Source organism: Exiguobacterium sp. s102, from assembly GCF_018618635.1.
In the GTDB taxonomy this organism is placed as follows: domain Bacteria; phylum Bacillota; class Bacilli; order Exiguobacteriales; family Exiguobacteriaceae; genus Exiguobacterium_A; species Exiguobacterium_A oxidotolerans.
Window position 1 is genome coordinate 296,907 of record NZ_JACSML010000002.1, and the last position, 24,281, is coordinate 321,187.

At 49.1% G+C, this 24,281-nt stretch carries 21 protein-coding genes and 2 other annotated features; of the genes, 16 read left to right on the top strand and 5 right to left on the bottom strand.

Features of this window, described 5'->3' with window-relative positions:
• The gene (gene spo0A, locus KNQ02_RS06590) at positions 1-714 is read left to right on the top strand and encodes a sporulation transcription factor Spo0A (RefSeq protein ID WP_029333077.1); all 714 of its coding nucleotides are present in this window, start codon (positions 1-3) and stop codon (positions 712-714) included.
• Between the two features lie 783 nt (positions 715-1,497).
• Here the strand turns inward: spo0A and KNQ02_RS06595 are convergent.
• Positions 1,498-1,752 carry a DUF2627 family protein gene (locus KNQ02_RS06595; RefSeq protein WP_029333078.1) on the bottom strand — a complete coding sequence of 85 codons (255 nt, stop codon included), beginning with the start codon at positions 1,750-1,752 and terminating at the stop codon, positions 1,498-1,500.
• A gap of 121 nt (positions 1,753-1,873) precedes the next feature.
• On the opposite strand from KNQ02_RS06595, the gene KNQ02_RS06600 reads away from it, so the two are divergent.
• The 15 genes from KNQ02_RS06600 to trpA all read left to right on the top strand — a co-directional run bounded on the left by KNQ02_RS06600 (position 1,874) and on the right by trpA (position 18,463).
• The gene (locus KNQ02_RS06600) at positions 1,874-3,529 is read left to right on the top strand and encodes a sigma-54 interaction domain-containing protein (RefSeq protein WP_214765375.1); all 1,656 of its coding nucleotides are present in this window, start codon (positions 1,874-1,876) and stop codon (positions 3,527-3,529) included.
• A 144-nt stretch (positions 3,530-3,673) separates the two neighbouring features.
• Entirely contained in the window at positions 3,674-4,594 is a 921-nt protein-coding gene (yqiS, locus tag KNQ02_RS06605) for a phosphate butyryltransferase (protein WP_088836619.1), read from the top strand.
• Between the two features lie 13 nt (positions 4,595-4,607).
• On the top strand, positions 4,608-5,732 hold the full coding sequence (locus KNQ02_RS06610; protein WP_088836620.1) for a Leu/Phe/Val dehydrogenase: 1,125 nt from the start codon (positions 4,608-4,610) through the stop codon (positions 5,730-5,732).
• Positions 5,733-5,745: 13 nt separating this feature from the next.
• On the top strand, positions 5,746-6,849 hold the full coding sequence (gene buk / locus KNQ02_RS06615; protein ID WP_214807654.1) for a butyrate kinase: 1,104 nt from the start codon (positions 5,746-5,748) through the stop codon (positions 6,847-6,849).
• Positions 6,819-8,240, top strand: a complete 1,422-nt coding sequence (lpdA, locus tag KNQ02_RS06620; RefSeq protein WP_214805190.1) for a dihydrolipoyl dehydrogenase — start codon at positions 6,819-6,821, stop codon at positions 8,238-8,240. The genes buk and lpdA overlap by 31 nt, the downstream gene beginning before the upstream one ends.
• Before the next feature lie 13 nt (positions 8,241-8,253).
• On the top strand, positions 8,254-9,267 hold the full coding sequence (locus KNQ02_RS06625) for a thiamine pyrophosphate-dependent dehydrogenase E1 component subunit alpha (protein WP_029333083.1): 1,014 nt from the start codon (positions 8,254-8,256) through the stop codon (positions 9,265-9,267).
• Positions 9,264-10,247, top strand: coding sequence for an alpha-ketoacid dehydrogenase subunit beta (locus tag KNQ02_RS06630; protein WP_088836623.1), 984 nt, complete (start codon positions 9,264-9,266; stop codon positions 10,245-10,247). The genes KNQ02_RS06625 and KNQ02_RS06630 overlap by 4 nt, the downstream gene beginning before the upstream one ends.
• Positions 10,248-10,260: 13 nt before the next feature.
• Positions 10,261-11,535, top strand: a complete 1,275-nt coding sequence (locus KNQ02_RS06635; protein ID WP_088836624.1) for a dihydrolipoamide acetyltransferase family protein — start codon at positions 10,261-10,263, stop codon at positions 11,533-11,535.
• A gap of 50 nt (positions 11,536-11,585) precedes the next feature.
• Positions 11,586-11,819 (top strand) — a binding site (T-box leader).
• Between the two features lie 52 nt (positions 11,820-11,871).
• Positions 11,872-12,118, top strand: a binding site (T-box leader).
• A gap of 51 nt (positions 12,119-12,169) precedes the next feature.
• Positions 12,170-13,564: an anthranilate synthase component I gene (gene trpE, locus KNQ02_RS06640; RefSeq protein ID WP_088836626.1), complete on the top strand. Its 1,395-nt coding sequence runs from the start codon at positions 12,170-12,172 to the stop codon at positions 13,562-13,564.
• Positions 13,561-14,127, top strand: coding sequence for an anthranilate synthase component II (locus tag KNQ02_RS06645; RefSeq protein ID WP_214805191.1), 567 nt, complete (start codon positions 13,561-13,563; stop codon positions 14,125-14,127). The genes trpE and KNQ02_RS06645 overlap by 4 nt, the downstream gene beginning before the upstream one ends.
• A gap of 6 nt (positions 14,128-14,133) precedes the next feature.
• Entirely contained in the window at positions 14,134-15,153 is a 1,020-nt protein-coding gene (gene trpD, locus KNQ02_RS06650) for an anthranilate phosphoribosyltransferase (RefSeq protein ID WP_088836628.1), read from the top strand.
• On the top strand, positions 15,150-15,926 hold the full coding sequence (trpC, locus tag KNQ02_RS06655) for an indole-3-glycerol phosphate synthase TrpC (protein WP_214807656.1): 777 nt from the start codon (positions 15,150-15,152) through the stop codon (positions 15,924-15,926). The genes trpD and trpC overlap by 4 nt, the downstream gene beginning before the upstream one ends.
• Complete coding sequence (locus KNQ02_RS06660; RefSeq protein WP_214801019.1) at positions 15,913-16,482, top strand: phosphoribosylanthranilate isomerase; 570 nt, start codon at positions 15,913-15,915, stop codon at positions 16,480-16,482. The genes trpC and KNQ02_RS06660 overlap by 14 nt, the downstream gene beginning before the upstream one ends.
• 5 nt (positions 16,483-16,487) lie before the next feature.
• Positions 16,488-17,684 (top strand): tryptophan synthase subunit beta, encoded by a 1,197-nt coding sequence (gene trpB / locus KNQ02_RS06665; protein WP_088836631.1) that lies wholly within the window; start codon positions 16,488-16,490, stop codon positions 17,682-17,684.
• Positions 17,684-18,463, top strand: coding sequence for a tryptophan synthase subunit alpha (gene trpA, locus KNQ02_RS06670; protein WP_088836632.1), 780 nt, complete (start codon positions 17,684-17,686; stop codon positions 18,461-18,463). The genes trpB and trpA overlap by 1 nt, the downstream gene beginning before the upstream one ends.
• 160 nt (positions 18,464-18,623) lie before the next feature.
• Here trpA and KNQ02_RS06675 read toward each other — a convergent pair whose 3' ends face one another.
• The 4 genes from KNQ02_RS06675 to KNQ02_RS06690 all read right to left on the bottom strand — a co-directional run bounded on the left by KNQ02_RS06675 (position 18,624) and on the right by KNQ02_RS06690 (position 24,237).
• Positions 18,624-20,615, bottom strand: coding sequence for a penicillin-binding transpeptidase domain-containing protein (locus tag KNQ02_RS06675; RefSeq protein WP_214765366.1), 1,992 nt, complete (start codon positions 20,613-20,615; stop codon positions 18,624-18,626).
• A 137-nt stretch (positions 20,616-20,752) separates the two neighbouring features.
• A complete protein-coding gene (locus KNQ02_RS06680) occupies positions 20,753-21,475 on the bottom strand; it encodes a M23 family metallopeptidase (protein WP_088836634.1) in 723 nt (240 codons plus the stop codon).
• Positions 21,476-21,751: 276 nt separating this feature from the next.
• Positions 21,752-22,639, bottom strand: coding sequence for a diacylglycerol/lipid kinase family protein (locus KNQ02_RS06685; protein ID WP_088836635.1), 888 nt, complete (start codon positions 22,637-22,639; stop codon positions 21,752-21,754).
• Between the two features lie 128 nt (positions 22,640-22,767).
• On the bottom strand, positions 22,768-24,237 hold the full coding sequence (locus tag KNQ02_RS06690; protein WP_029333096.1) for an alanine/glycine:cation symporter family protein: 1,470 nt from the start codon (positions 24,235-24,237) through the stop codon (positions 22,768-22,770).
• Positions 24,238-24,281 lie beyond the last annotated feature (44 nt).

Sequence of the window (24,281 nt, forward strand, 5' to 3'; positions counted from 1 at the left end):
TTGATTAGAGTCGGGATCGCAGATGACAACCGAGAGATGGTCGAATTGATTCGCCAGCATCTCGCTACTCAAGAGGATATGGAAGTCGTATGTGTCGCATATGATGGGGAGAAGTGTCTTGAGAAATTAAAAGAAGTCGAGACCGATGTGTTGTTGCTAGACATCATCATGCCGCACCTGGATGGATTAGGGGTCCTCGAAGAATTGATGAAACAAAAAAATAATCCGGCTGTCATCATGTTGAGTGCCTTCGGTAAAGATGAGGTATCACAACAGGCAGTGACGTTAGGTGCTGCTTATTTCTTGTTGAAACCGTTCAGCATGAATCAGTTAGTCAACAAAATTCGCCTTGTGACGAACAATAATCCAACGATTCAACCGGAAACGATGGATTCGAAAATAGCGACCGTTTTACGAGAAGTCGGGATTGCGCCGCATATTAAAGGATTTACTTATTTAAAAGATGCGGTTGGGCTCGTTTTAGAACGTGAAGAACTGCTCGGATTAATCACAAAAGAGTTATATCCGACGATTGCCCGCACCCATAAAACGACATCTTCCCGTGTGGAACGGGCGATGCGCCATGCCATCAAATCGGCCTGGAAAGAAGGGATGAGTGATCATACCTTGTTCACAGGACGGATTGAGCAAGAAAAGAGTCCGAAAAACTCGGAGTTCATCTCGTACGTCTCAAATTATATGAAACCGTCTTGAAATTAACCACTCGATCCGTGAGATCGAGTGGTTTTTACTGTGAATCAAAATGATTTTTGCTAGAAAGAGTACCTTGTAAAGCTGATAGCTCGTCCGTGAGAACGAAGAGGGGGAGATGTGAGAGGCGCGAGTGACGAAGTAATAAAAGAAATTATTTATATTTATTAGAATATTCAACAAAAAAATATTGCATAAACTGAAATGTTTGTTATAATAAAGGTACCAAATCATTTGGAAAGACGTCAGATGAACGTCGAGTCGAATCGGTTTCCGGAGAACCCATTCTACAAGTCTCATCTCAGGACGCTACCTGTAAATAGCTCAAGAATGATGGACAACATTCTCTTGATAGATGTTTTATCAAGACCTTTCGTATCATTTCTAGATGAGAATCTCGAAGTGATAGGGACTTCCATGATTTCAAAGCAAGGGGAAAGTGGAAGGTAACGTAAATGTCCGAGATACAAGTACAGTTCGTGAAAAGGAGTGTTGTCTAGCAGTGATTGTTAGCAACCGAAAGTGTTACTGCTCGAAGCGGATGACATTAAGCTTCACCTAGGTCCAAGTACAGTCAGATAATGGAGTAGTATCACCATTCTATCGATCGCTCGATAGCCAGATCTGATTTCTTTCAACCTCTTCATTAAGAGGACAACCTATGGTATTGAAGTACACGAATAGTTCTACTATGAGAGGAGTTCATCCGTACGTGAATCCAACTTTATATGAGTAAAAGGTCCCGCGCTTGAAATGAGTTCAAGAGATGGGGACCTTTTTCTGTGTTCACTTTTTTTGATACCGTTCGGAGACTTTTCCACGTTTCTTATCACGATAAAAAACATACCCTGCGACAAAACCAATCCCACCCATCGCTAAGGCGAGTCCGACAACCCCCTGTAAAACATATACATAGGCCGAGTCCCCAAGGTATGCAAACGGGAACTGGGCAATTAAAAAGACACTGTCACGCATAAGTTTGATTCCGATGGCTCCAATGATGCCAGGAATCAATAAAGTTAGTAGTCCGATGATTCGCATAGAAGTGACCCCTTTCCAAGCGTATTGTATCAAAAATCAGGTAAGACTGCGAATCGGGTTTGCCCTCTTGTTTTATTATAGGTAGGATAAAGATGTAAGCAGTTTCAAAGGGGGAATAACGATGCACCATCTTCTGATTGTTGGTGCCGGACAAGGCGGGACGGAAGTGCTACATGCCTTCCAACGTTCACCGCTCTTGACGGTCATCGGAGTCGTTGATTCAAATGAACAAGCACCAGGTCTTCAGCTGGCAAGACGCGGAGAAATTCGTGTTGAGACATCTTGGACGGCCTTTGAAGGAACGACGGTCGACTTCATCATCGATGCGACGGGAAAACGTGGCGTATTCGAACAGTTGATTCAATTCTTTCCCGAAGCAGCCGTTCTGCCGGGGGAATTCGTACGTGTTCTGATTGAACGGCTGACGGAAAAAGAACGAATGCTTGAAGCCATCATCCATTGTACAAGTGAGGCAATTTCGGTTGCCGATCAAGACGGTCAAACGATGTTAATCAATCCGGCCTATACACGAATGACGGGGTACAGTGGACAGGACGTCATCGGTAAACCAGCAAGCGCTGACATCGGGATGCAGGAGTCGGTTCACCTGCGCGTCCTTGAGACGGGTGAAAGTGTTCGTGATGCGCGGATGAAGATTGGTCACGATCGACGTGATATCATCGTCAATGCGGAACCGGTCGTCGTGGATGGGCAAGTTCGGGGGTCGGTTGGTGTCATTCGTGATATTTCTGAAATGAAGGCGCTCGCGAAAGAATTGAAAGCGGCACGTCAAAAAATTCGGACACTCGAGGCGAAATATACGTTTGACGATATCATCGCTGAAAGTGAAGCGATGCGTTTCGTCGTCGATCAAGCAAAGCTTGCTGCAACGATGCCGGTTAATGTCTTGATTCGGGGAGAGTCAGGAACAGGCAAAGAATTGTTTGCGCATGCGATTCACGCTGCGAGTGAGCGGCGATACGAACAGCTTGTCCGTGTTAACTGTGCAGCAATCGCTCCAAGTCTGTTAGAGAGTGAGCTGTTTGGTTATGAAGAAGGAGCGTTCTCGGGAGCGCGCCGTGGTGGAAAGCGTGGTTATTTTGAAGAGGCGCATGGCGGATCACTTTTTCTTGATGAAATTGGAGAACTGCCGCTCGATGTACAAGTGAAGTTATTACGGGTCTTACAAGAAAATGAAGTCGTTCGCGTCGGTGGGACGAAATCGGTACCGGTCGATGTAAGAATCATTGCAGCGACAAATGCGAACCTGGAGCAAAAAATCATTACCGGTGAGTTTCGCGAAGATCTTTACTACCGGATCAATCGACTTCCGATTCACATACCAGCCTTGCGTGAACGCCCGGATGATCTTTTGCCGCTATCAACGCACTTGCTACGGAAGTTAAATCAAAGTTATGGCCGGTCCGTCGCCCGGATTTCGGAAGATGCACTGGAAGTGATTCGAAAGCAGGAGTGGAAAGGAAATGTCCGTGAGCTTGAGAATGTCATCGGTCGTGCGTTAATCTTTACGGACAAGACGGAAGATGTTTTACGAAAAGGCCACCTCCAGCTCGATTATCCGGTCGCTAAAAAACAAGTTGAACGTCCTAAAAAAGAAATTAAGCATCTGTCTGACGAGATGTCTTATGTCGAGGAACGTTTGATTCGCGAAGCTCTCGAGGCTTTTGATGGCAATAAAACAGAAGCCGCAAAACAACTCGGCATTTCCTTGCGTGCTTTGTATTATAAAGTGGAACGATTTAATATTTATCAATAATTTGCAGTTTTTTGCGTGCAACATATTGCATTAAATGCAATTAAATGCAAAATTAAGAAAGGGTTCATGCCGAAAAGAGAGCGTTTTCATATTGGCACGAAAATTGCTATTAAATAATTGAATGACAGGTTAGGGGGAAACAAAGTGAAGTTTGATCAAATGCTAAAACAAGCTGCTCAGCTTGAGGATTCAATCGTTGCGATTGCTTCCGCGGATGACGAAGAAGTCATGGATGCCGTCGCACTTGCGATTGAACATGATTTAGCTCGCTTTCATTTATTTGGGGATGCGACCCGGATTCAACAGATGATCCATGCGCGTGGATTGTCAGAGTCGCAATTTGTGATCACACACACTGCGACTGCTCAAGAGGCAGCAGAACGTGCAGCTTACGCTGTACGTAAAGGGGATGCGAGCGTCTTGATGAAAGGACTTGTTCCGACAGCAACGTTCATGAAAGCCGTTCTGAACAAAGAGATGGGATTACGTTCGGGGAACGTCTTATCTCATGTCGCATTGTTTGAAGTAGCAGGTCGCGAATCGGCAATTGGTTTGACGGACGCTGCAATCCATATCGCACCGACGCTTGAAGATAAGGTCCACATCATTGAAAACGGGGTATCGGCACTTCGCGCAATCGGCTATACACTTCCGAAAGTAGCCGTCCTCGCAGCAGTCGAGGTCGTTAATCCGACAATGCAGGCGACGATCGACGCCGCCTTATTGACACAGATGAACCGCCGCGGTCAAATCAAGGATTGTCTTGTCGATGGACCACTTGCGCTTGATAACGCCGTCAATCTAGACGCAGCCAAACAAAAAGGACTGACAGGTGACGTTGCGGGGGCAGCAGATCTTCTTGTCGTGCCACAAATTGAAGTCGGGAACGTCATTTATAAATCACTGATGTATTTCGCACATGCTTCAGTCGCGGCGATTTTAGTTGGAGCGAAAGCACCCGTCGTATTGACAAGTCGGGCAGATACGGCAGAAGCGAAACTCTATTCATTAGCCTTTGCTTTACTTAATGCGCAACAAACGAAAAAAATCAAACAAACAATCTGAGGAGGAACTTAAAATGGTTGAAACAAATGTAGAAACACGCTTTAGTATCTTTGAAACAATGGAAATGGAAGATTATGAACAAGTCGTGTTCTGTCATGATAAAGTTTCGGGGTTAAAAGCCATCATCGCCATCCACGATACGACGCTCGGTCCAGCGCTTGGCGGTCTTCGTATGTGGAACTATGCATCTGACGAGGAAGCATTAGTTGATGCTCTTCGTTTATCAAAAGGGATGACGTATAAAAATGCAGCAGCGGGACTAAACCTCGGTGGCGGGAAAGCCGTCATCATCGGTGATGCGAAAACACAAAAATCAGAAGCCTTGTTCCGTGCATTCGGCCGTTATGTCCAGTCATTGAACGGGCGTTACATCACAGCGGAGGATGTCAATACGACGGTCGCTGACATGGATTATATTCACATGGAAACAGATTTCGTGACAGGTGTCAGTCCAGCCTTCGGTTCAAGCGGAAACCCGTCACCGGTCACAGCGTACGGTGTTTACCGTGGGATGAAAGCAGCAGCCAAAGAAGTCTACGGAACAGATTCGCTTGGTGGAAAAACAATTGCCATCCAAGGTGTCGGGAACGTGGCATTCAATCTTTGCCGTCATCTCCATGAAGAAGGAGCAAAATTAATCGTCACGGACATCAATCAAGATGCCTTACGTCGTGCGGAAGAAGCATTCGGTGCTTTAATTGTCGGACCAGATGAAATTTACAGCGTTGACGCCGATATCTTCGCACCATGTGCGCTTGGGGCAACATTGAACGACGAAACGATTCCTCAACTGAAAGTCAAAGTCATCGCCGGTGCGGCAAACAACCAGCTGAAAGAAGATCGCCACGGTGACATGCTCGAAGAACGCGGTATTCTGTATGCGCCAGACTTCGTCATCAATGCAGGTGGTGTCATCAACGTCGCGGACGAACTGGATGGATACAACCGTGACCGGGCAATGAAAAAAGTTGAACTTGTGTATGACGCTGTCGCAAAAGTCATCGAGATTTCAAAACGTGACCACTTGCCGACGTATCGTGCAGCTGAAAAAATGGCAGAAGAGCGGATTGCGACGATGCGCAGTGCACGCAGTCAATTCTTACGTCGTGATAAAAATATCTTAGGGTCACGCGGATAAGAGGAGGATTCAGATGAGCGAACGTATTTTAACGATCAATCCAGGCTCGACTTCGACGAAGATTGGAATCTTCGAAGGAACGGAGCAGTTGTTTGCGAAGACGTTACGCCACCCAGCTGAAGCGGTCGGAGGACCGCTTCACGCTCAGCTGGAAATACGGCGTCAAGTGGTGTTGGATGTATTGGCACAAGAAAAGATTGAATTGAAAGCGCTTACTGCGGTTGTTGGACGCGGCGGCCTGCTTCGTCCGCTCGTCAGTGGGACGTATGCCGTCAACCAGGAAATGCGTGAAGATTTATTGAGTGGCATTTTTGGGGTCCATGCATCGAATCTCGGAGGTCTACTAGCAGACGAAATCGCTCGCACGTTATCGATTCCATCGTTCATCGTCGATCCGGTCGTCGTAGATGAACTTGAGCCGATTGCCCGACTTACGGGATTACCTGAACTTGAACGCAAAAGCATTTTTCATGCCTTGAATCAAAAAGCAGTCGCGAAACGATATGCGAAACAAGCGGAGATGCCGTATGAGGAAATGCGTCTGATCGTTGCACACATGGGGGGCGGGATTACCGTCGGTGCACATCTCGACGGACGGGTCATCGATGTCAATAATGGTCTTGACGGGGAAGGCTCATTTTCGCCGGAACGAAGTGGGTCCCTTCCTGTTGGTCAACTAATAGAACTATGTTATAGTACCAAGTATAAACTCGAGGGAATGAAGCGTCTGGTCGTAGGGTCAGGCGGACTTGTCGCGCACCTAGGGACATTTGACGCAATCGAAATTGAACGTCGAATCGATGCCGGGGACGAGAAGGCTGCCTTACTGTACGACGCGATGGCTTATCGGATTGCAAAAGAAATTGCTGCCCAAAGTGCAGTCTTATATGGTCAAATCGATGCCATCATTTTAACGGGTGGCTTAGCATACAGCGACCGGTTGACGAGTGCAATCGAAGAACGCGTCGCACACCTCGGACAAGTGATCCGGATTCCGGGTGAAGATGAGTTACGTGCACTTGCGGAAGGTGTAATACGCGTGTTACGTGGAGAAGAAGAAGTTAAGGAATATGGAGGCGAACCAACATGGCTAGAGAATTCGACGTCGTTGTCTTAGGTGGCGGACCGGGCGGTTATGTCGCAGCAATTCGCGCTGCACAAGCCGGCAAGACGGTCGCGATCGTAGAACAAGGAAAACTCGGGGGAACCTGTTTACACCGTGGCTGTATCCCTTCAAAGGCACTCTTGAAATCAGCAGCGGTCTATCAGACAGTCAAACACGCCGCTACATATGGCGTCGACGTACCGGAGTCGTTTTTACGATTCGAACAGGTCAAACAACGGAAACAAGACATCATCGATGGACTGGAATCCGGGATTCAACATTTGATGAAAAAAGGCAAAATCGAAGTCTTCCATGGTCGGGGATCGATTCTTGGGCCAAGCATCTTTTCACCGATGCCGGGGACAATCAGTGTCGAACCGGAAGAAGGGGAAGGGGAATTGATTTTACCGCGTCAATTGATTGTCGCGACAGGATCACGCCCGCGTCCGCTAGCCGGTCTGTCGTTTGATTCCGAATATGTCCTCAGCTCGGATGAAGCACTCGACATGAATGCGTTACCTGCCTCGATCGTCATCATCGGCGGCGGGGTCATCGGAATCGAATGGGCATCGATGTTGACGGACTTTGATGTCAATGTCACGGTCGTCGAGTTCAGCGACCGGATTTTACCGACTGAAGATCAGGCGGTCAGTCGTGAAGTCGCTCGTCAGTTGAAAAAACGCGGAGTCAAGATTTTGACGAGCGCGGCTGCGCAAAGTGACAGCTTCAAGATGACGGAGTCCGGTGTGACGATCGACGTCAATCGAAATGGTGACATCACGACGCTTGCGGCGGACAAGTTGCTTGTCGCGATCGGACGGATGGCGAACGTCGAAGGGATTGGGCTTGAGAATACGAACATCGTCGTCGAAAACGGGTTTATTCAAGTCGATGATGATTTCCGGACAAAAGACAATCATATCTATGCGATTGGCGATGTCATCGGACGTCTGCAACTGGCACACGTTGCATCTGCTGAAGGCGCAAAAGCGGTCGAAGCAATCGTCAATGGATCGACGACGCCACTCAATTACGCGTTTGTCCCACGCTGTATCTACAGTGTACCGGAAGCTGCTTCGGTCGGTCTGACGGAAGCTGAAGCAAAAAATGCCGGAATGGACGTCAAAACGGGGATGTTTTCGTTTAACGGACTCGGTAAGGCACGCATCGAAGGCGAAGCCGCCGGATTCATCAAGCTGGTCTCTGATGCCAAAACGGACGATTTAGTCGGCGTCCATATCGTCGGACCAAAGGCGACGGAACTGATTAGCGAAGGCGGGCTGGCACTTGTCTTGAATGCGACGGCATGGGAAGTCGGGCAGCTCGTTCACCCGCACCCGGCCCTGTCAGAAGCATTCGGTGAAGCAGCATTAGCAGTTGACGGATTAGCGGTTCACGCATAAGGAGGAATAACGGATGGAAAAAATAGAATTTAAAGAACTCGTTGAGCTCGGACTGACGGAGCAGGATGCAATCCAGATGTTTGAGACGATGGTACGGGCACGAAAAATCGATGAGCGGATGTGGAAATTGAACCGGGCCGGTAAGATTCCGTTCCTCGTTTCTTGCCAAGGGCAAGAGGCGGCGCAAGTCGGGGCGGCATTCGCACTCGAAAAAGGAACGGATTATATTTTACCGTACTACCGTGATTTAGGGGTCGTCCTTCATTTCGGTCAAACATCGCGTGACATCATGTTGTCTGCGTTCGCGAAAGCGGAAGATCCGAACTCAGGTGGACGTCAAATGCCGGGACACTACGGCTCACGTGCTTTAAACATCGTCACGGGATCAAGCCCTGTCACGACACAAGTCCCGCATGCGGTCGGGATCGCCCTGGCTGCGAAGATGCGTAAGGAACCACTTGTCGCGTACGTTTCGTTTGGTGAAGGATCATCGAACCAAGGGGATTTCCACGAAGGAGCAAACTTTGCCGGGATTCATAAATTACCGGTCATTCTATTCTGTGAGAACAATAAATATGCGATTTCAACACCCCTCTCGAAACAATTGTCAGCGAAACATGTCGCAGACCGCGCAATCGGCTATGGCATGCCGGGTGTGACGATTGACGGGATTGATCCACTCGCCGTCTATAAAGCAGTCAAGGAAGCACGTGACCGTGGCATTCGTGGGGAAGGTCCGACGTTAATCGAAGTCGAAGTTGAACGTCTTGTCCCCCACTCGTCAGACGATGATGACAAATCATACCGTTCGGCAGAAGAACTGGCAGAACTGAAAACACGTGACGGCATCAAGATTTTCCGTGCGAAATTGATTGATATGGGTGTCTTGACGGAGGAGTCAGCGACAGAAATCGAGACGACGCTCGAACGTGAAGTCGAAGAAGCGACGGCTTATGCAGAAGCAGCGGCGTATGACTTACCGGAAAACGCACTTCGTTACGTGTACGACGAGGAGGAAACGAAATGACGACATTAAGTTTAATTGAAGCCATCAATAGCGCAATCAAAGAAGAAATGGAACGGGATGATTCCGTCTTTATCTTAGGAGAAGACGTCGGTGTCCGTGGTGGAGTATTCCGGGCGACACAAGGATTGCTCGAGCAGTTCGGGGAAGAACGTGTCATCGATGCACCACTCGCTGAGAGTGCGATTGCAGGTGTTGGAATCGGAGCCGCCATGTATGGCATGCGTCCGATTGCTGAGATGCAGTTCGCCGACTTCATCATGCCGGCCGTCAACCAAATCGTCAGTGAAGCGGCAAAAATCCGGTACCGTTCGAACAATGACTGGATTTGTCCAATCGTCATCCGCGCACCCTTTGGCGGCGGCATTCATGGTGCGTTGTACCATTCACAATCGGTCGAAGCGATGTTCAATTCGACGCCGGGTCTAAAAATCGTCATTCCGTCAAACCCATACGATGCCAAAGGGTTATTGAAGGCTGCGATTCGCTCGAATGATCCTGTGCTGTTCTTTGAACATAAACGGGGCTACCGGTTGTTAAAAGGTGAAGTTCCGGAAGAAGATTACACGGTTGAAATCGGGAAAGCTGATGTCAAACGGGACGGAGAAGACGTCACCGTCATCTCATACGGACTTTGTGTCCAAATGGCGCTTGACGCAGCAGCACGTCTTGAAAAAGACGGCATCGACGTCCATATCCTTGATCTTCGGACCGTCTATCCGATCGACCGGGCGGCAGTCGTCGCAGCGGCACAAAAAACGGGTAAAGTCTTGCTCGTGACGGAAGATAATAAAGAAGGCAGTGTCATGAGTGAAGTCTCGGCGATCATCGCGGAAGAAGCATTGTTCGATCTTGATGCACCAGTCGAACGATTGTGCGGACCCGATGTACCGGCGATGCCATATGCACCGACGATGGAGAAATTCTTTAATATCTCAAGCGAAAAAATTGAAGATAAAATCCGGACGCTCTACGCGTACTGAGGGGGACCCGTCAATGAAGACAGAAACATTAACGATGCCACAACTTGGTGAGAGCGTGACGGAAGGAACGATTTCGTTATGGCTCGTCAAACCAGGAGATACCGTCAAAAAGTATGATCCGATTGCTGAAGTCATCACCGATAAAGTGACAGCCGAAGTACCATCATCGTTTGATGGTGTCATCGACAAGCTGCTCGCTGAAGAAGGGGACACGCTCCAAGTCGGGGAAGCAATCGTCACGTTACAAGTCAGTGGTGGATCGACGGAAGTCGCAGCGACCGAAGAAGAAATCCCGGCTGTAAAAGAGCAGACGGTAGAAACGGTTCAGTCGATGAAAAAACGCTATTCACCAGCTGTGCTGAAGTTATCAGCAGAACACGGCATCAATCTCGATCACGTCAACGGGACGGGAGCGGGCGGCCGGATTACACGCAAAGATTTGCTGAAGCTCGTTGAATCCGGTCAAGTCAATCAGCCGGATGTTGTCGAGGCCCCGACGATTGAGACCGTACCGACAAAAGCGGAAGCGGCAGTCGAGACTCCGGCACCGAAGTCTGCGCCAAAACCGACGATGAGTACGACGGAAGACGGCGATATTGAAATTCCGACGGCAGGTGTCCGTCAAGCGATCGCCAGTAACATGGTGCGCTCGAAACAAGAAGCACCGCACGCCTGGTTGATGGTTGAAGTCGACGTGACGAATCTGGTCGAAGCACGGAATCGTCATAAAGATCAGTTCTTCAAACAAGAAGGCGTCAAATTGACGTTTTTACCGTTCTTCATGAAAGCGACAGTCGAAGGACTGAAGAAACACCCAATCATGAACTCGCAGTGGGCAGGCGATAAAATCATTCAAAAACGGGCAATCAACTTATCACTCGCTGTCGCGACGCAAGAAGCGTTATTCGTCCCGGTCGTCAAACATGCGGATGAACTTAGCATTAAAGGACTCGCTCGGGCAATCGATGACTTCGGTAAACGGGCGCAGGCCGGTAAGTTATCGTCAAGCGAGATGCAAGGTGGTACGTTTACCGTCAATAACACGGGTTCGTTCGGTTCGATCCAATCGGCACCGATCTTGAACTTCCCGCAAGCGGCGATTTTATCCGTGGAATCAATCGTCAAGCGCCCGGTTTGGGTCAACGGCATGTTCGCAGCACGTGACATGGTCAACTTATGTATGTCGATTGATCACCGTGTACTTGACGGGTTAGTGGCCGGTCAATTCCTGCAGACCGTCAAGCAGGCGCTCGAATCGATCGACCCGGATCAACTCGCTTTATACTAAAAAGTTGACAGGTCGCCCGAAGCGACGTAATATAATAAACAATTGAACAACATAACGCTACGACGAAGAAGAGTAGCCCGTGAAACGATTGAAGAGAGCTGATGGGTGGTGCGAATCAGTATCGGGAAACAGGTGAATGGGCTTTTGAGCATCAGACCGAACTTGAAGTAGGCTCTGACGGTGACCTCCCGTTATCGAGGACGACGAATCAGGTGCGCCGGTTCGTTCGAGGGGACTATTGTATAGTCAACGAAGGTGGTACCGCGGGTTTTCCCGTCCTTCATGTGAATGATCACATGAATGGACAGGAAGACCCTTTTCGTATACAACAACATAAAAAAATCGATGAATGAGTTAAGTAGTTAAACACATCACTGTTTCAGAGAGCCGGAGAAGGGTGGGACTTCGGCACAGGGAGGTTTAATGAATGGTCTCATGAGAGCATGGCTGAATTTACAGTAGGTCATGACGGAAGCCCCCGTTATCGCAGGCTACGGTGTCCTTGAAATGAGGAAGCACCGGAAAAGTGGGAACGCAACAACCGTTCCAATCGAGGTGGCACCGCGAGTTAATCGTCCTCCATGTAGCAATTGCTATGTGGAGGACTTTTTTTATACCAGGAGGCGAAATCAGGATGATTCAGACAGAAGAATTAGTAATCGAACGACTTGAGATGAACGGGGACGAGCTGACACCAATTTCGATTTTTCGACGGATCGACGGGAATCGAAAGTGTTTACTCGAAAGTTCGACCCAGTCCGGGAATGCACGTTACTCAATCATCGGGGTCGACCCAGTCGCTTTGCTACGGGCAGAGGGGAATCAAGTCACGCGGCATGATTTAAAGACGGACGAATCGGTTACGACGATCGGCGATCCGGTCCATTTACTGCAACACTACATCACACGACCAACAAGTGAACTGGACTTACCTTTTTTAAGTGGGGCGATCGGTTACGTCGGCTATGACACGATTCGCGCCTATGAAAACATCGGAGTGATGCCAAAGATTGACCGGAACCTACCGGATGCGTTACTCGCCGTCTATGATGAAATCATTTTATACGATCATCTTGAACATCGCGTCCACTTGGTCCATACGTCACTCGGTGGTGTGACGGACCGCAGTGAAATGATGGAGCGGTTAGAACAAAGAAAGCAACAACTCGAACGGACAGGGGAGCAAACCTTACTGGAACGTCCCCTTGAAAACATTTCATATCAGCCGCAGATGGAGAAGGAAGATTTTATCCAGCTCGTGGAACAAGCGAAACAACATATTCGGCAAGGAGACGTCTTCCAACTGGTGTTATCGCAACGACTCGATGCGACCTTCGCGGGGGATCCGTTTCACTTCTACCGGAAGTTACGGCAAGACAACCCGAGCCCTTATCTCTTTTATATCGACCTCGGCGAGTTGATTGTCCTTGGGGCATCGCCGGAAAGTCTCGTTCAGGTCAAGGGAAGACGCGTGACGACGAATCCGATCGCCGGGACACGGCGCAGAGGACAAACGAAACAAGAAGACGAACGGTTGGCAGCTGAGCTCGTTGCAGACGAGAAGGAGCGTGCCGAACATCGGATGCTCGTCGATCTTGGCCGCAACGATCTCGGCAAGGTCTGTCAGGTCGGAAGCATTAACGTATCGCGCTACATGGAAATCGAACGTTTCAAAAACGTGATGCATCTTGTCTCCGTCGTCGAAGGGACGTTAGCGAACGGGCAGACAGGAGCCGACGCCTTGATTTCTTGTTTACCCGCTGGAACGGTCTCCGGGGCGCCGAAAATTCGGGCGATGCAATTGATTGAACAGTATGAAACGTTGAAGCGGGAAGTGTATGCGGGCGCCGTCGGTTACTTCGATGTCAGTGGAAATCTTGATTTTGCACTCGCAATCCGGACGATGGTCATCAAGGACGGTACGGCCTATGTCCAAGCCGGTGCCGGAATCGTCTATGACTCGGACCCGACGCTCGAATATGAAGAGACATTGCATAAAGCGAAGTCGTTACTGGAGGTTTGGAAATGATTTTATTGATTGATAACTATGATTCCTTTACCTATAACCTGTATCAATATGCGGCGGAACATACCGCCGTACAAGTCGTCCGTAACGATGCGATGACAATCGAAGGCATTCAAGACTTGCAACCGGACGGAATCATTTTATCGCCGGGACCAGGTAATCCGAATGATGCCGGGATTTGTCTAGATGTCATCAAACAACTGTCCGGTTCGATTCCAATCCTTGGCGTCTGTCTTGGTCACCAAGCAATCGGACAAGCCTTCGGGGGACAAGTCGTCCAGGCAACGGACATCATGCACGGCAAGACATCGATGATTCGACAGAACGGGAACTTATTTAAGGGACTCGCAGAACAATTCGAAGTCATGCGGTATCATTCACTGATTGTCGACCGGCAGACCGCACCCGACGTGTTACGCATTACGGCGGAAACAGTAGACGGGACGATCATGGCATTTGAACATATCGAACACCCGACATACGGGATTCAGTTTCACCCAGAGTCGGTCGGAACGATCAACGGAAAACAAATCGTCAAACGATTCATTGAACTGACAGGGGAGTGACAAGACATGAAAGAGATATTAACGAAACTAGCAGCTGCGAAGCATTTACGATACGAAGAGATGCAACAAGCAGCACGACAACTGTTTGAACCGAACGTGACGGACAGCGAAATCGCCGCCTTCCTCGTCGCCTTAAAAGCAAAAGGCGAAACAGCGGATGAACTGGCGGGACTCGCCTCAATCATGCGGGAAGTCGCACTCGACATTCCCGTCACAGGAACGGACTTCATCGACAACTGTGGTACGGGTGGCGATGGCTCACAGTCATTCAACATCAGTACGACAGCCGCCTTCGTTCTCGCAGGTGCAGGCTCGAAAGTCGCCAAGCACGGTAACCGGAGTATCTCGAGTAAAACGGGCAGTGCCGATGTCCTCGAGGCATTAGGTGTTAAACTGGATGAAACACCCGAGCAACTCGCAAACCGACTCGAAGAAAACGGGATTGCGTTCTTATTCGCTCAGCGGATGCACCCGCGTGTCAAACAAATCATGAAGGTCCGGAGCGATTTACGGATCCCGACGATCTTCAACTTGATTGGTCCGTTAACGAACCCGGTCTCTTTAAAAACACAATTGCTCGGGATTTACCGGGAAGATTTACTCGAGACGATGGCGTTGACGTTACACCGTCTCGGACGCAAACGGGCAATCGTCTTACACGGAGCGAATGGAATGGATGAAGCGTCTCTCGCCGGAACGAACCAACTTGTGTTACTCGACGACGGAGAACTGATTCGCTTCAGTCTTCACCCGGAAGAAGTCGGATTGACCGTCGCCCCACTCGAAGCAATCCGTGGCGGGTCGGCACAAGAAAATGCCGACATCTTACTACGTGTCCTTGACGGGGAAGCGGGACCCTACCGGGATACGGTCTTACTCAACGCCGGCATCGCCCTGTTCGCGGAAGGACGGGTCAAAACGATTCGGGAAGGAATCGATTGTGCGATCGTCAGTATCGATTCCGGACAAGCACGAGAAAAACTGCGACAATTGCAACAGACGAAACGACAGGAGGCAATCGGATGAATATTTTAGACCGCATCATTGAAACGAAGAAACGCGAAGTAGCTGAACTCAAAGTGGCAGGAGTCAAGCAAATCGAACGGTCACCGTTACACCGTTCGATTCACGAACGACTCGGCCAAGACGACCTGTCGGTCATCGCGGAAATTAAACGGGCATCTCCTTCAAAAGGCGACATCTCGCTCGACGTCGACCCTGTCGCTCAAGCAAAACGGTATGCAGCAAGCGGGGCAACGGTCATCTCGGTTTTGACGGATACGACGTATTTCAAAGGAAGCATGGCAGACCTTGAGGCAGTCGCAAATGTAGTCGATGTGCCCATCCTGTGTAAAGATTTTATGATTGACCGGATTCAAATCGACCTTGCGAAAGCGCATGGAGCGAGCTTGATCCTGTTGATCGTCGCGGCACTTGACGAAGCGACACTGGAAGACTTGTATCACTATGCCTACGCAAACGGTCTCGAAGTTTTAGTGGAAGTCCATGATGAAGCGGAACTGAAGCAAGCAGAACAGCTCGGTGCACGCATCATCGGCATCAACAACCGAAACTTAAAAAAGTTCGCCGTCGACTTAGCGACATCGACACGGCTGTTGCAGACGAAGCGCCCGGGCGTCCGGTATATCAGTGAAAGCGGGATTCAGACGGTCGAGCAGGCACGTCAGCTCCATCAGGACGGGGCAGACGGCATTTTAGTCGGTGAAACGCTGATGCGCGCAGAGGATCCCACCGCCTTCATCCAAGCAGTCAACGGACCGGTCTATGACACGCATTAAATTTTGCGGGTTACGGCGCGCCGATGATGTGGTGGTCGCGAGCCGACTCGCCGACTACATCGGTTTCGTGTTCGCGCCGAGTAAACGTCAGGTCACGCTTGAACAGGCCGCCGAATTGCGGCAATTGGTTCCGGCAACGGTCCAAGTCGTCGGTGTGTTCGTCTCGCCGACCTTACAAGAAGTCGAAGCGGCGATTGAAACGGTGGGACTGGATTTGATTCAAATTCACGGTATGGTGGACGAAGCGATTCGTACACAAACGAAAGTTCCGATCATTCAGGCACTCGTCGCGGGCGCCACTTCAATCGATACGGAGGCTGATTACATTCTCTATGACGCGCCACAAGCTGGAAGCGGACAACCGTTTGATTGGTCGACGGATTTAATAAGTACACGACCGATGTTCGTCGCAGGTGGTTTGACACCATCGAACGTCGCAGCAGCAATCGCGCGCTATCAACCGTTCGCAGTGGATGTCTCGAGCGGAATCGAAACGGAGTTTCAAAAAGATCAACAAAAAATGCTGGCATTCGCACATGCCGTAAAGGGGAGATGAGCACGATGGGTTATTCACAACCAGATGCACTTGGTCAATATGGGGTTTATGGTGGACGCTACATTCCGGAAACATTGATGCAAGCCGTCCTTGAACTGGAACAGGCCTATGCCGAAGTCAAAGAGGACCCGGCATTTTATGAACGGATGAACGATCTCTTAAAAAATTACGTCGGGCGTGAGACGCCACTCTACTTCGCGGAACACTTGACGCGGGAAATCGGTGGCGCAAAGATTTACTTGAAACGGGAAGACCTGAACCATACGGGCGCTCATAAAATCAATAATACGATTGGACAAGCTCTACTCGCAGAGCGGATGGGGAAACGGAAAATCGTCGCCGAGACCGGTGCCGGACAACACGGTGTTGCGACGGCGACCGTCTGTGCCCTACTTGATTTAGAATGTGTCATCTTCATGGGGGAAGAGGATGTCCGGCGTCAAGAATTGAACGTCTTCCGGATGGAACTGCTTGGGGCGAAGGTCATCCCGGTCACACAGGGCAGTCGGACCCTGAAGGATGCCGTCAATGAAGCGTTACGTTACTGGGTCAAACATGTTGAGGATACACACTATTTGATGGGATCGGTTCTCGGACCGCATCCGTTCCCGGAGCTCGTCCGTGATTTCCAATCCGTCATCGGGAAAGAGACGCGGGCGCAAATCCTTGAAAAAGAGGGTGTCTTGCCGGACGCGATCGTCGCTTGTGTCGGTGGCGGGAGTAACGCGATTGGTATGTTCCATCCGTTCATCGATGATGAAACGGTTGCGCTGTACGGAATTGAAGCAGCAGGAGACGGAATTGAGACGGACAAACACGCAGCGACGATGACGAAAGGTGAAGTCGGTGTCTTACACGGGTCGATGATGTACTTGCTACAGGATGCACACGGTCAAGTCACGGAAGCCCATTCGATTTCAGCCGGGCTCGATTATCCAGGCGTCGGACCGGAACATAGTCTCTTAAAAGACATCGGTCGTGTCCAGTATGAAGCCGTCACCGATCAAGAAGCACTCGATGCTCTCCAGTTGTTATGCCAAAAAGAAGGCATCATTCCGGCGCTCGAAACAGCACATGCCGTCGCCTATGCGACGAAGCTTGCGAAAGACATGTCGGAAGACGAGATTCTCGTCATCTGTTTATCCGGTCGCGGTGATAAAGATGTCATGACGGTCAGATCGGCCTTAAAGGGGGAAGCGTGATGCGATTAGAACAAGCAATCCGAACAGTCAATGACCGCGGTGAAAAAGCGTTTATCCCGTATGTCATGGGAGGTGACGGCGGAATCGACCGTCTGCCGGACATTTTGGCATTCCTCGAACGGAGTGGGGCCACAGCAATCGAAGTCGGTGTCCCGTTCTCGGACCCTGTTGCGGACGGTCCGGTCATTCAAGAAGCCGGTCTTCGCGCGCTTGCACACGAAGTCAGCTTACACGACGTCCTCGAGGCGATTCGGGTCGCCCGTCAAGAAACGACGGTCCCGATCGTCGTCATGACCTACTTGAATCCGATTTTCCGCTTTGGCATCGATGCCTTTCTTGCGACCTGTCGTGAAGTCGGGGTCGATGGCTTAATCATTCCGGACTTACCACTCGAACAGAGTGCGCAGTTTTTTGCGAAGCATGACAAACAAGACATCGCCCTCGTCCAACTCGTTTCACTGACGAGTCCGATCGAACGGATTCAAAAAATCGCGAATCAAAGTGAAGGGTTCCTCTATGCCGTCACCGTCAACGGGACGACAGGAGGGCAGACGACGTTCGGCGAGTCGCTCGAAGCGCATCTTGCAAATGTCGCGGAACTGAGTCCTGTTCCGGTCCTCGCCGGGTTTGGAATCAGTACGCCGGCACACGTCAAACAGTTAGGGGCTTCGGTCGCAGGTGTCATCGTCGGTAGTAAAATCGTTGAGTTGTTACAACAAGAAGATACATCAGCGATTGAGCAATTGATGGCAGCCCGGTTACCCGATCTTCACGTCTAACTAAAAAAGATCTGACGCATCCGTCAGACCGACATCAATCAAATGGCCGATGATTCCACTTTTTACGGAATCATCGGCCATTTTACGTTTCTTCATAAAAAGCGGTGACGGGCGACCCTGCAGCAAACATCAGCTGAAATCGCACCCTTGACCAATCGCTTTACTTGGCCTCTTTCAAGACTTCGGCGACGAGACCGGAAACATACGGACTGCCCCGGTCTTCCTGCTCGACCGATTCAATCATCATCGCGACGAGTAGCGTCGGGTCATCGTTGTCATAACCAACGAAAAAGCCATTTTCCTTCCCCTTTGTTTCTCCAGCTTGCTTAAGTTCAGCCGTTCCCGTCTTACCGGCAACGGCGACTTCCTGTATGTCGGCAGGTAAGTCATATCCGGCATGGACGACATCATACAAGTCTTTCCGGATCATCGAGGCGTCGTTCTTAGAGATTAAATCCTGTTTCCAGATCTGTTTTGTTTTTTCATCCGCCCGTAACGTTGGCTGATAGATGATTCCGTCCGTCAAAAAGATTTCGTACATCGAAGCGAGGTGGACGATGTTCGTCAACATCTGACCTTGTCCGTACGATGTATCCATTAATTGACCGTCAGATGAAATGGTCCCGTCGTTTGAAATCTGTGAAGCCCGCATCGGATAGGCGAACGGAATTTTTTCACCGTAACCGAGTGCCTCCAGTCCATTCGTAAAGGTGTCAGCACCTACTTCAAGTGTCGATTGCGCGAAATAAATATTATCCGAGTAGACTAGCGCATTGTGTAAATCGACAGGGTCCGGTGTCTCGTGGATCCGGGTGACATTGAAGCCATCCTTTTTCCACTTTAAGCCGTCAATCGAATAGGCTTTATCGGGATTTAACTTTCCGGCGTTTAGACCGATGGAAGCCGTCAACGGTTTTTGTGTCGATCCGGGTGCAAAGGCACTCGTAAAACGATTGAGTAACGGTTGATCTGAATCATTCGTCAATGTGTCGAGTCGGTCTTGCGAGATGCCGAGTGTGAACTCACTCGGATCAAAACCGGGGGAGCTGACGAGGGTCCGTGTTTCACCGGTCCTTGGATCAAGTGCAGTTGCGACACCCGGTTCACCGTTCATCGTCTCGTACGTCGATTGTTGGAGCGCACCATCGATCGTCAGCGTAATGTCTTTCCCGTCTTTGACCTTCGTCTCGGCGACGGTTACCGGTTCGTCCTGGTCCGACTTCACGATTTCGATGCTCGTTCCGGACTGGCCACGAAGTTCATCATCGAAAACCTGTTCAAGTCCGCGTTTACCAACCTGTTCACCAGCTTGGATTTTATTGTTCGATTGTTCGACGTCTTCAGCGGTCGCCGATCCAACATAGCCGATTAAGTGGGACGTCGCTTCACCGTATGGGTAAGTCCGCACTTCTGTTTCCTTGGCGCTGACCCCTTTAAGTGCCGTCAAGCGCTTAACGGTTGCTTCGTCAGACGGATCAAATGTTTTTAACGGAACGAACTGACCGTCCTTGACCCAAGATGCCGATAGAGCGTCGTCAATCGAATTCGTCGACCGGTCGAGGAGAGAAGCGACTTTCTTTTTGGTCGTGTCATCCAGCTGGCCAGCTGTCACACCGACTTCAAAGCCTTGACCGGTCGTCGCGAGCGGTTTTTCATTCCGGTCAATTAAATCACCGCGTTTTGCGGTAAGCGTGTTCAATTTGATTTGATCCGCTTGTTCAAAGTCTTCGAACAGGAAGGAAGGATCCCAGTCGACGTACCAATTGTCTGTGTCTTTGTTTGTCTCGTAGACGAGCGGGACCTCTTTCTTGAACGATACAGGTCCCGCGACCGTATCGAATTTGACGGTGACAGGCAATAGTTGTTTCTTCTCATCATCTGTGTCGGGTGCTTTTCCCGGTGTAATGGAAATATTTTTGATTTCAAGCGTATCGTTCAATTTTTTCGTTCGTTCGATGAACTGACTTTCTCCGTACTCTTTTTGTGTCGTTTGACTGACATAATCGGCATACATCTTGTCATAGTCTTGTTTTTCCCAAAGCTTTGAATAGGAAGCGAGTCGTTCTTCTGCTGTCGGCTGATCTTGACAGCCGACAAGAATTCCGATGCTCGCAGCACTTGTTGCGGCAAACAAAAGTGAGCGTGATTTCAAGGTGAATCCCTCCTTAAAAGCATTTATTTAATCACCGTACCATTGTTTTGTCTAACTTTCACCTAAGACACCCTTGACGCACGAGAAACGTAAGGCACAAAAAAACCACTGACGAATTTAAGTCAGTGGTGGTTGAGTTAATTGAAGTAGTTTAATGGATTGATACTGCTTGCAGCAGATGACGCACTGTAGACGTATGAACCACGGTGTAGTTCAAAGTGAAGATGGGCGCCGAAGGCGTTTCCGGTTGCACCGACCGTCCCGATTTTTGCTCCTTTTGCAATCGTTTGACCGGCATATACCGAGCGACTGTTCAAGTGAGCGTAGACCGTCGTGTAAGCAAGTCCATTGATTGTGTGCGTCATCATAACGTAATTGCCATAAGCACCGTAATTACGGGACGTGATGACTTTACCGGCAGCAGAAGCATAGACGGGCGTTCCTGTTGCAGCGCCGATATCGATTCCGTTATGGAACGTATAACCGTAAACGCCGCTCGCTGCACCGTATCCTTGTGTGATTGGACCACTTGTCGGTCGCGAAAAGCCACTCGATGCTTTTGTTGCCGTCGTTGTTGTGACTTTATACTTTTTGACATACTTGGAAGCGACATAACGGGAAGAACCTGAGTATGAAATTTTCGTCCATGATCCGGATACGCCGAGGTACTTGTATGTTTTTCCTTTATTGACGGTTCCGACTGCTTTATAGGCAGTCGAAGGACCCGTTCGAACACGGAGACCGTCAGCCATTACTTTTACTTTATATGTAGTTGCTGCTTCGACTTTTTCGATGCCTGTCGTAGCGAAGCCTGAAACCATTAGTGCTGTCATTGTCATTGTTGTTAACATACGCTTCATATGTGAGTTCCTCCTAATTGGGAAAAGGCGACGGACGTCAGTAAAACTAAGTCTTTCAATATTGTAAGGTGAAGGTTCTATGTAGTTAAGGTAGAAAATGTTTTCTTGATAGAATGATTATAGCATCGGAAATAAAGGGGAAATATTTCAGTTTTGTTTCAAAGTTATCACTCTATAACATATATTGTAATGGTCATTTTTGGTTTATTTTGTCCATGCTAAAAAGCCCACCGATTCTATGCAGCTTGGTGGGCTTATATTCATAAAGGATAGTACTTAGGACGTGGGAGCGATGACGTTTAAGTGCTGACCAAGAACTTGGACCGTAATCGGAAGTTTGCCTGCCGTATCGCCATCAGCATTAATCGGAAGTGTTTCCGAAGATTCGATTTTGACTTCCTTCGTTGTAAAGTACTCGACTTGATCTGCTTCAGATAAATCACCTTTCAATAGTTTAGGTAGCGCTTGTAAGGCGTCTAAAATACCAAGTTGTTTTACAAGAAAAACATGAAGTAATCCGTCATCGACACGCGCCTCTTGCGCAAATGATTCGAAACCGCCGACGGAATTCGTCAACGAAACGATAAGTAACGGTGTTTCGCCGTCGAAAGATTTTTCTCTGGCTGTTAACTGGAGCGGGTAGGGACTATGATCCTTGAAGGCTTTTAATCCTTCAATGAAATATGCGATAGAACCGAGTGATGTCTTCTGTTCGACACTCACTTCTTCGACGGCATCGGCAATCAGCCCAATCGCAATCACGTTCATGAAATAGTGTGATCCATACTTACCGATGTCAAAAGGACGAATCGGAGCATCTTCGAGAACGTTGATCGCGTCGCGGGCATCCGTCGGAATATGGAGCGCACGTGCTAAATCGTTGACCGTCCCGAGTGGAACGATGCCGAGCGTCGGACGGTGGTCTTGTTCTGCGATTCCCGTGATGACTTCATTGACCGTTCCGTCACCGCCCATTGCGATGACGGCGTCATACTGCTCAGTCGAAGCAGTACGTGCAAATTCTGTTGCGTCGAGTTCTTTTTCAGTGAACCGGACATCGACCGTTGCAAAGCGCTGAGCGAGTGTACCTTCTGCAAATTCTGCGTATTTTTTACCTAATTCTTTCCCGGATGAGGGATTAATAATTAACATGGCCTTCGACACATTCAATTCCTCCTTAGTGACTCTCTGTTCCTATTTTCCCAACTCACGACCAAGATAATCCTAGCGCAGCAAAAAAACCTTGGAGGCGATTACACGCGCCTCCAAGGTTTTTAGTAGAAAAGAAATGTTTACCGTCGTGCGACAGGTGGTGCTTCACCAGCAGCTGGACGCGCTTCTTCTTCATCGTCCCAACATTCGGTATTTTCGATACCTAATGCTTTAGCAGAGAAGACAGGATCAAGACCTTGCTTACGTTGGTTTTGGTAGTCATTGATGACTTTGATTGCGACTCCACCTAAGAGCGAGATGGCTGTTAAGTTGATTAATGTCATACCGGCCATGAAGAGGTCGGCGAAACTCCAAACCATTCCGAGGCTGAGGAGCGATCCGATGAAGACGAATGCCATCGTAGCAATTCGGAAGCCAAAGACAGTTGATTTACTTTTCTTGATGAATTCAATGTTCGTTTCACCGTAGTAGTAGCTACCGACAATTGAACTGAAAGCGAACAAGAAGACACTGATTGCGATAAAGGCTGGTGCGACGGCACCGAGTTGCTCAGAAAGCGCATTTTGTAACATGGCGATACCTTCACCATTACCGGCAGCGTAGCTGTCACTGAGTAAGATGATTGTCGCTGTTGCTGTACAGACGATCAACGTATCAAGGAAAACACCAAGTGTTTGTAAGAATCCTTGTTTTGCTGGGTGAGAAACTTCAGCGGCAGCAGCAGCGTTCGGAGCAGAACCCATACCGGCTTCGTTCGAGAAGAGACCACGTTTAACACCGAGCGAGATTGCAGCACCGACAGATCCACCAACAGCCTGATCGATACCGAATGCACTCTTAAAGATCATTGCGAAAACCCCTGGAAGTTCAGTGATGTTCGTGATGACAACAAAGATGGCAGCAATCAAGTAGAGTGACGCCATGATTGGTACAACGATTGCTGAAACTTTCGCGACACGGTGGACACCACCGAAGATGACGAGACCTGTAAGAACGACTAAGATTCCACCGACGATCATTTTGTCGATTCCAAAGGCGTTGTCAAAAGCAGCGGCAATCGTGTTCGATTGAACCGAGTTAAAAATAAGACCAAATGTGACGGCGATTAAGATTGCAAAAATGATTCCGAGGACGCGGTTGTTCAATCCTTTTGCGATGTAGTAAGCAGGACCACCGCGGTAAGCGTTATTGCCTGTATCACGTACTTTATACACTTGAGCAAGCGTACTTTCAATAAGGGCTGTTGCTCCACCAAGGAGGGCGACCATCCACATCCAGAAGACCGCTCCGGGTCCACCAAGTGTAACAGCGATCGTAACACCGGCCAAATTCCCTGTACCGATTCGAGTCGCGGCACCGATGAAGAATGATTGAAGGGATGTAATACTCTGACCTTCATCATCTGTTGTCTTTTCATTTTTATCGAGTGTGACACGGAACATCTCTTTCAAGTAACGGAATTGGATGAACTTCGTTTTAATGGTGAAGTAGATGCCGACTCCGATTAAAGCGGCGATTAAGATATAAGACCATAAGATGTTGTTGGCGAAATCGACGCCCGATTGTACAGCTTGTTGAAATGCATCCATGTGATAGTTCCTCCCAAAGTGTTTTTGCTAAAAACTGATAATAG

Coding starts and splice junctions, on each gene's coding strand:
- KNQ02_RS06595 (WP_029333078.1), bottom strand. CDS start 1,752: ATGCGAATCATCGGACTACTAACTTTATTGATTCCTGGCATCATTGGA.
- KNQ02_RS06600 (WP_214765375.1), top strand. CDS start 1,874: ATGCACCATCTTCTGATTGTTGGTGCCGGACAAGGCGGGACGGAAGTG.
- KNQ02_RS06610 (WP_088836620.1), top strand. CDS start 4,608: ATGGTTGAAACAAATGTAGAAACACGCTTTAGTATCTTTGAAACAATG.
- buk (WP_214807654.1), top strand. CDS start 5,746: ATGAGCGAACGTATTTTAACGATCAATCCAGGCTCGACTTCGACGAAG.
- lpdA (WP_214805190.1), top strand. CDS start 6,819: ATGGCTAGAGAATTCGACGTCGTTGTCTTAGGTGGCGGACCGGGCGGT.
- KNQ02_RS06625 (WP_029333083.1), top strand. CDS start 8,254: ATGGAAAAAATAGAATTTAAAGAACTCGTTGAGCTCGGACTGACGGAG.
- KNQ02_RS06630 (WP_088836623.1), top strand. CDS start 9,264: ATGACGACATTAAGTTTAATTGAAGCCATCAATAGCGCAATCAAAGAA.
- KNQ02_RS06635 (WP_088836624.1), top strand. CDS start 10,261: ATGAAGACAGAAACATTAACGATGCCACAACTTGGTGAGAGCGTGACG.
- trpE (WP_088836626.1), top strand. CDS start 12,170: ATGATTCAGACAGAAGAATTAGTAATCGAACGACTTGAGATGAACGGG.
- KNQ02_RS06645 (WP_214805191.1), top strand. CDS start 13,561: ATGATTTTATTGATTGATAACTATGATTCCTTTACCTATAACCTGTAT.
- trpD (WP_088836628.1), top strand. CDS start 14,134: ATGAAAGAGATATTAACGAAACTAGCAGCTGCGAAGCATTTACGATAC.
- trpC (WP_214807656.1), top strand. CDS start 15,150: ATGAATATTTTAGACCGCATCATTGAAACGAAGAAACGCGAAGTAGCT.
- KNQ02_RS06660 (WP_214801019.1), top strand. CDS start 15,913: ATGACACGCATTAAATTTTGCGGGTTACGGCGCGCCGATGATGTGGTG.
- trpB (WP_088836631.1), top strand. CDS start 16,488: ATGGGTTATTCACAACCAGATGCACTTGGTCAATATGGGGTTTATGGT.
- trpA (WP_088836632.1), top strand. CDS start 17,684: ATGCGATTAGAACAAGCAATCCGAACAGTCAATGACCGCGGTGAAAAA.
- KNQ02_RS06680 (WP_088836634.1), bottom strand. CDS start 21,475: ATGAAGCGTATGTTAACAACAATGACAATGACAGCACTAATGGTTTCA.
- KNQ02_RS06690 (WP_029333096.1), bottom strand. CDS start 24,237: ATGGATGCATTTCAACAAGCTGTACAATCGGGCGTCGATTTCGCCAAC.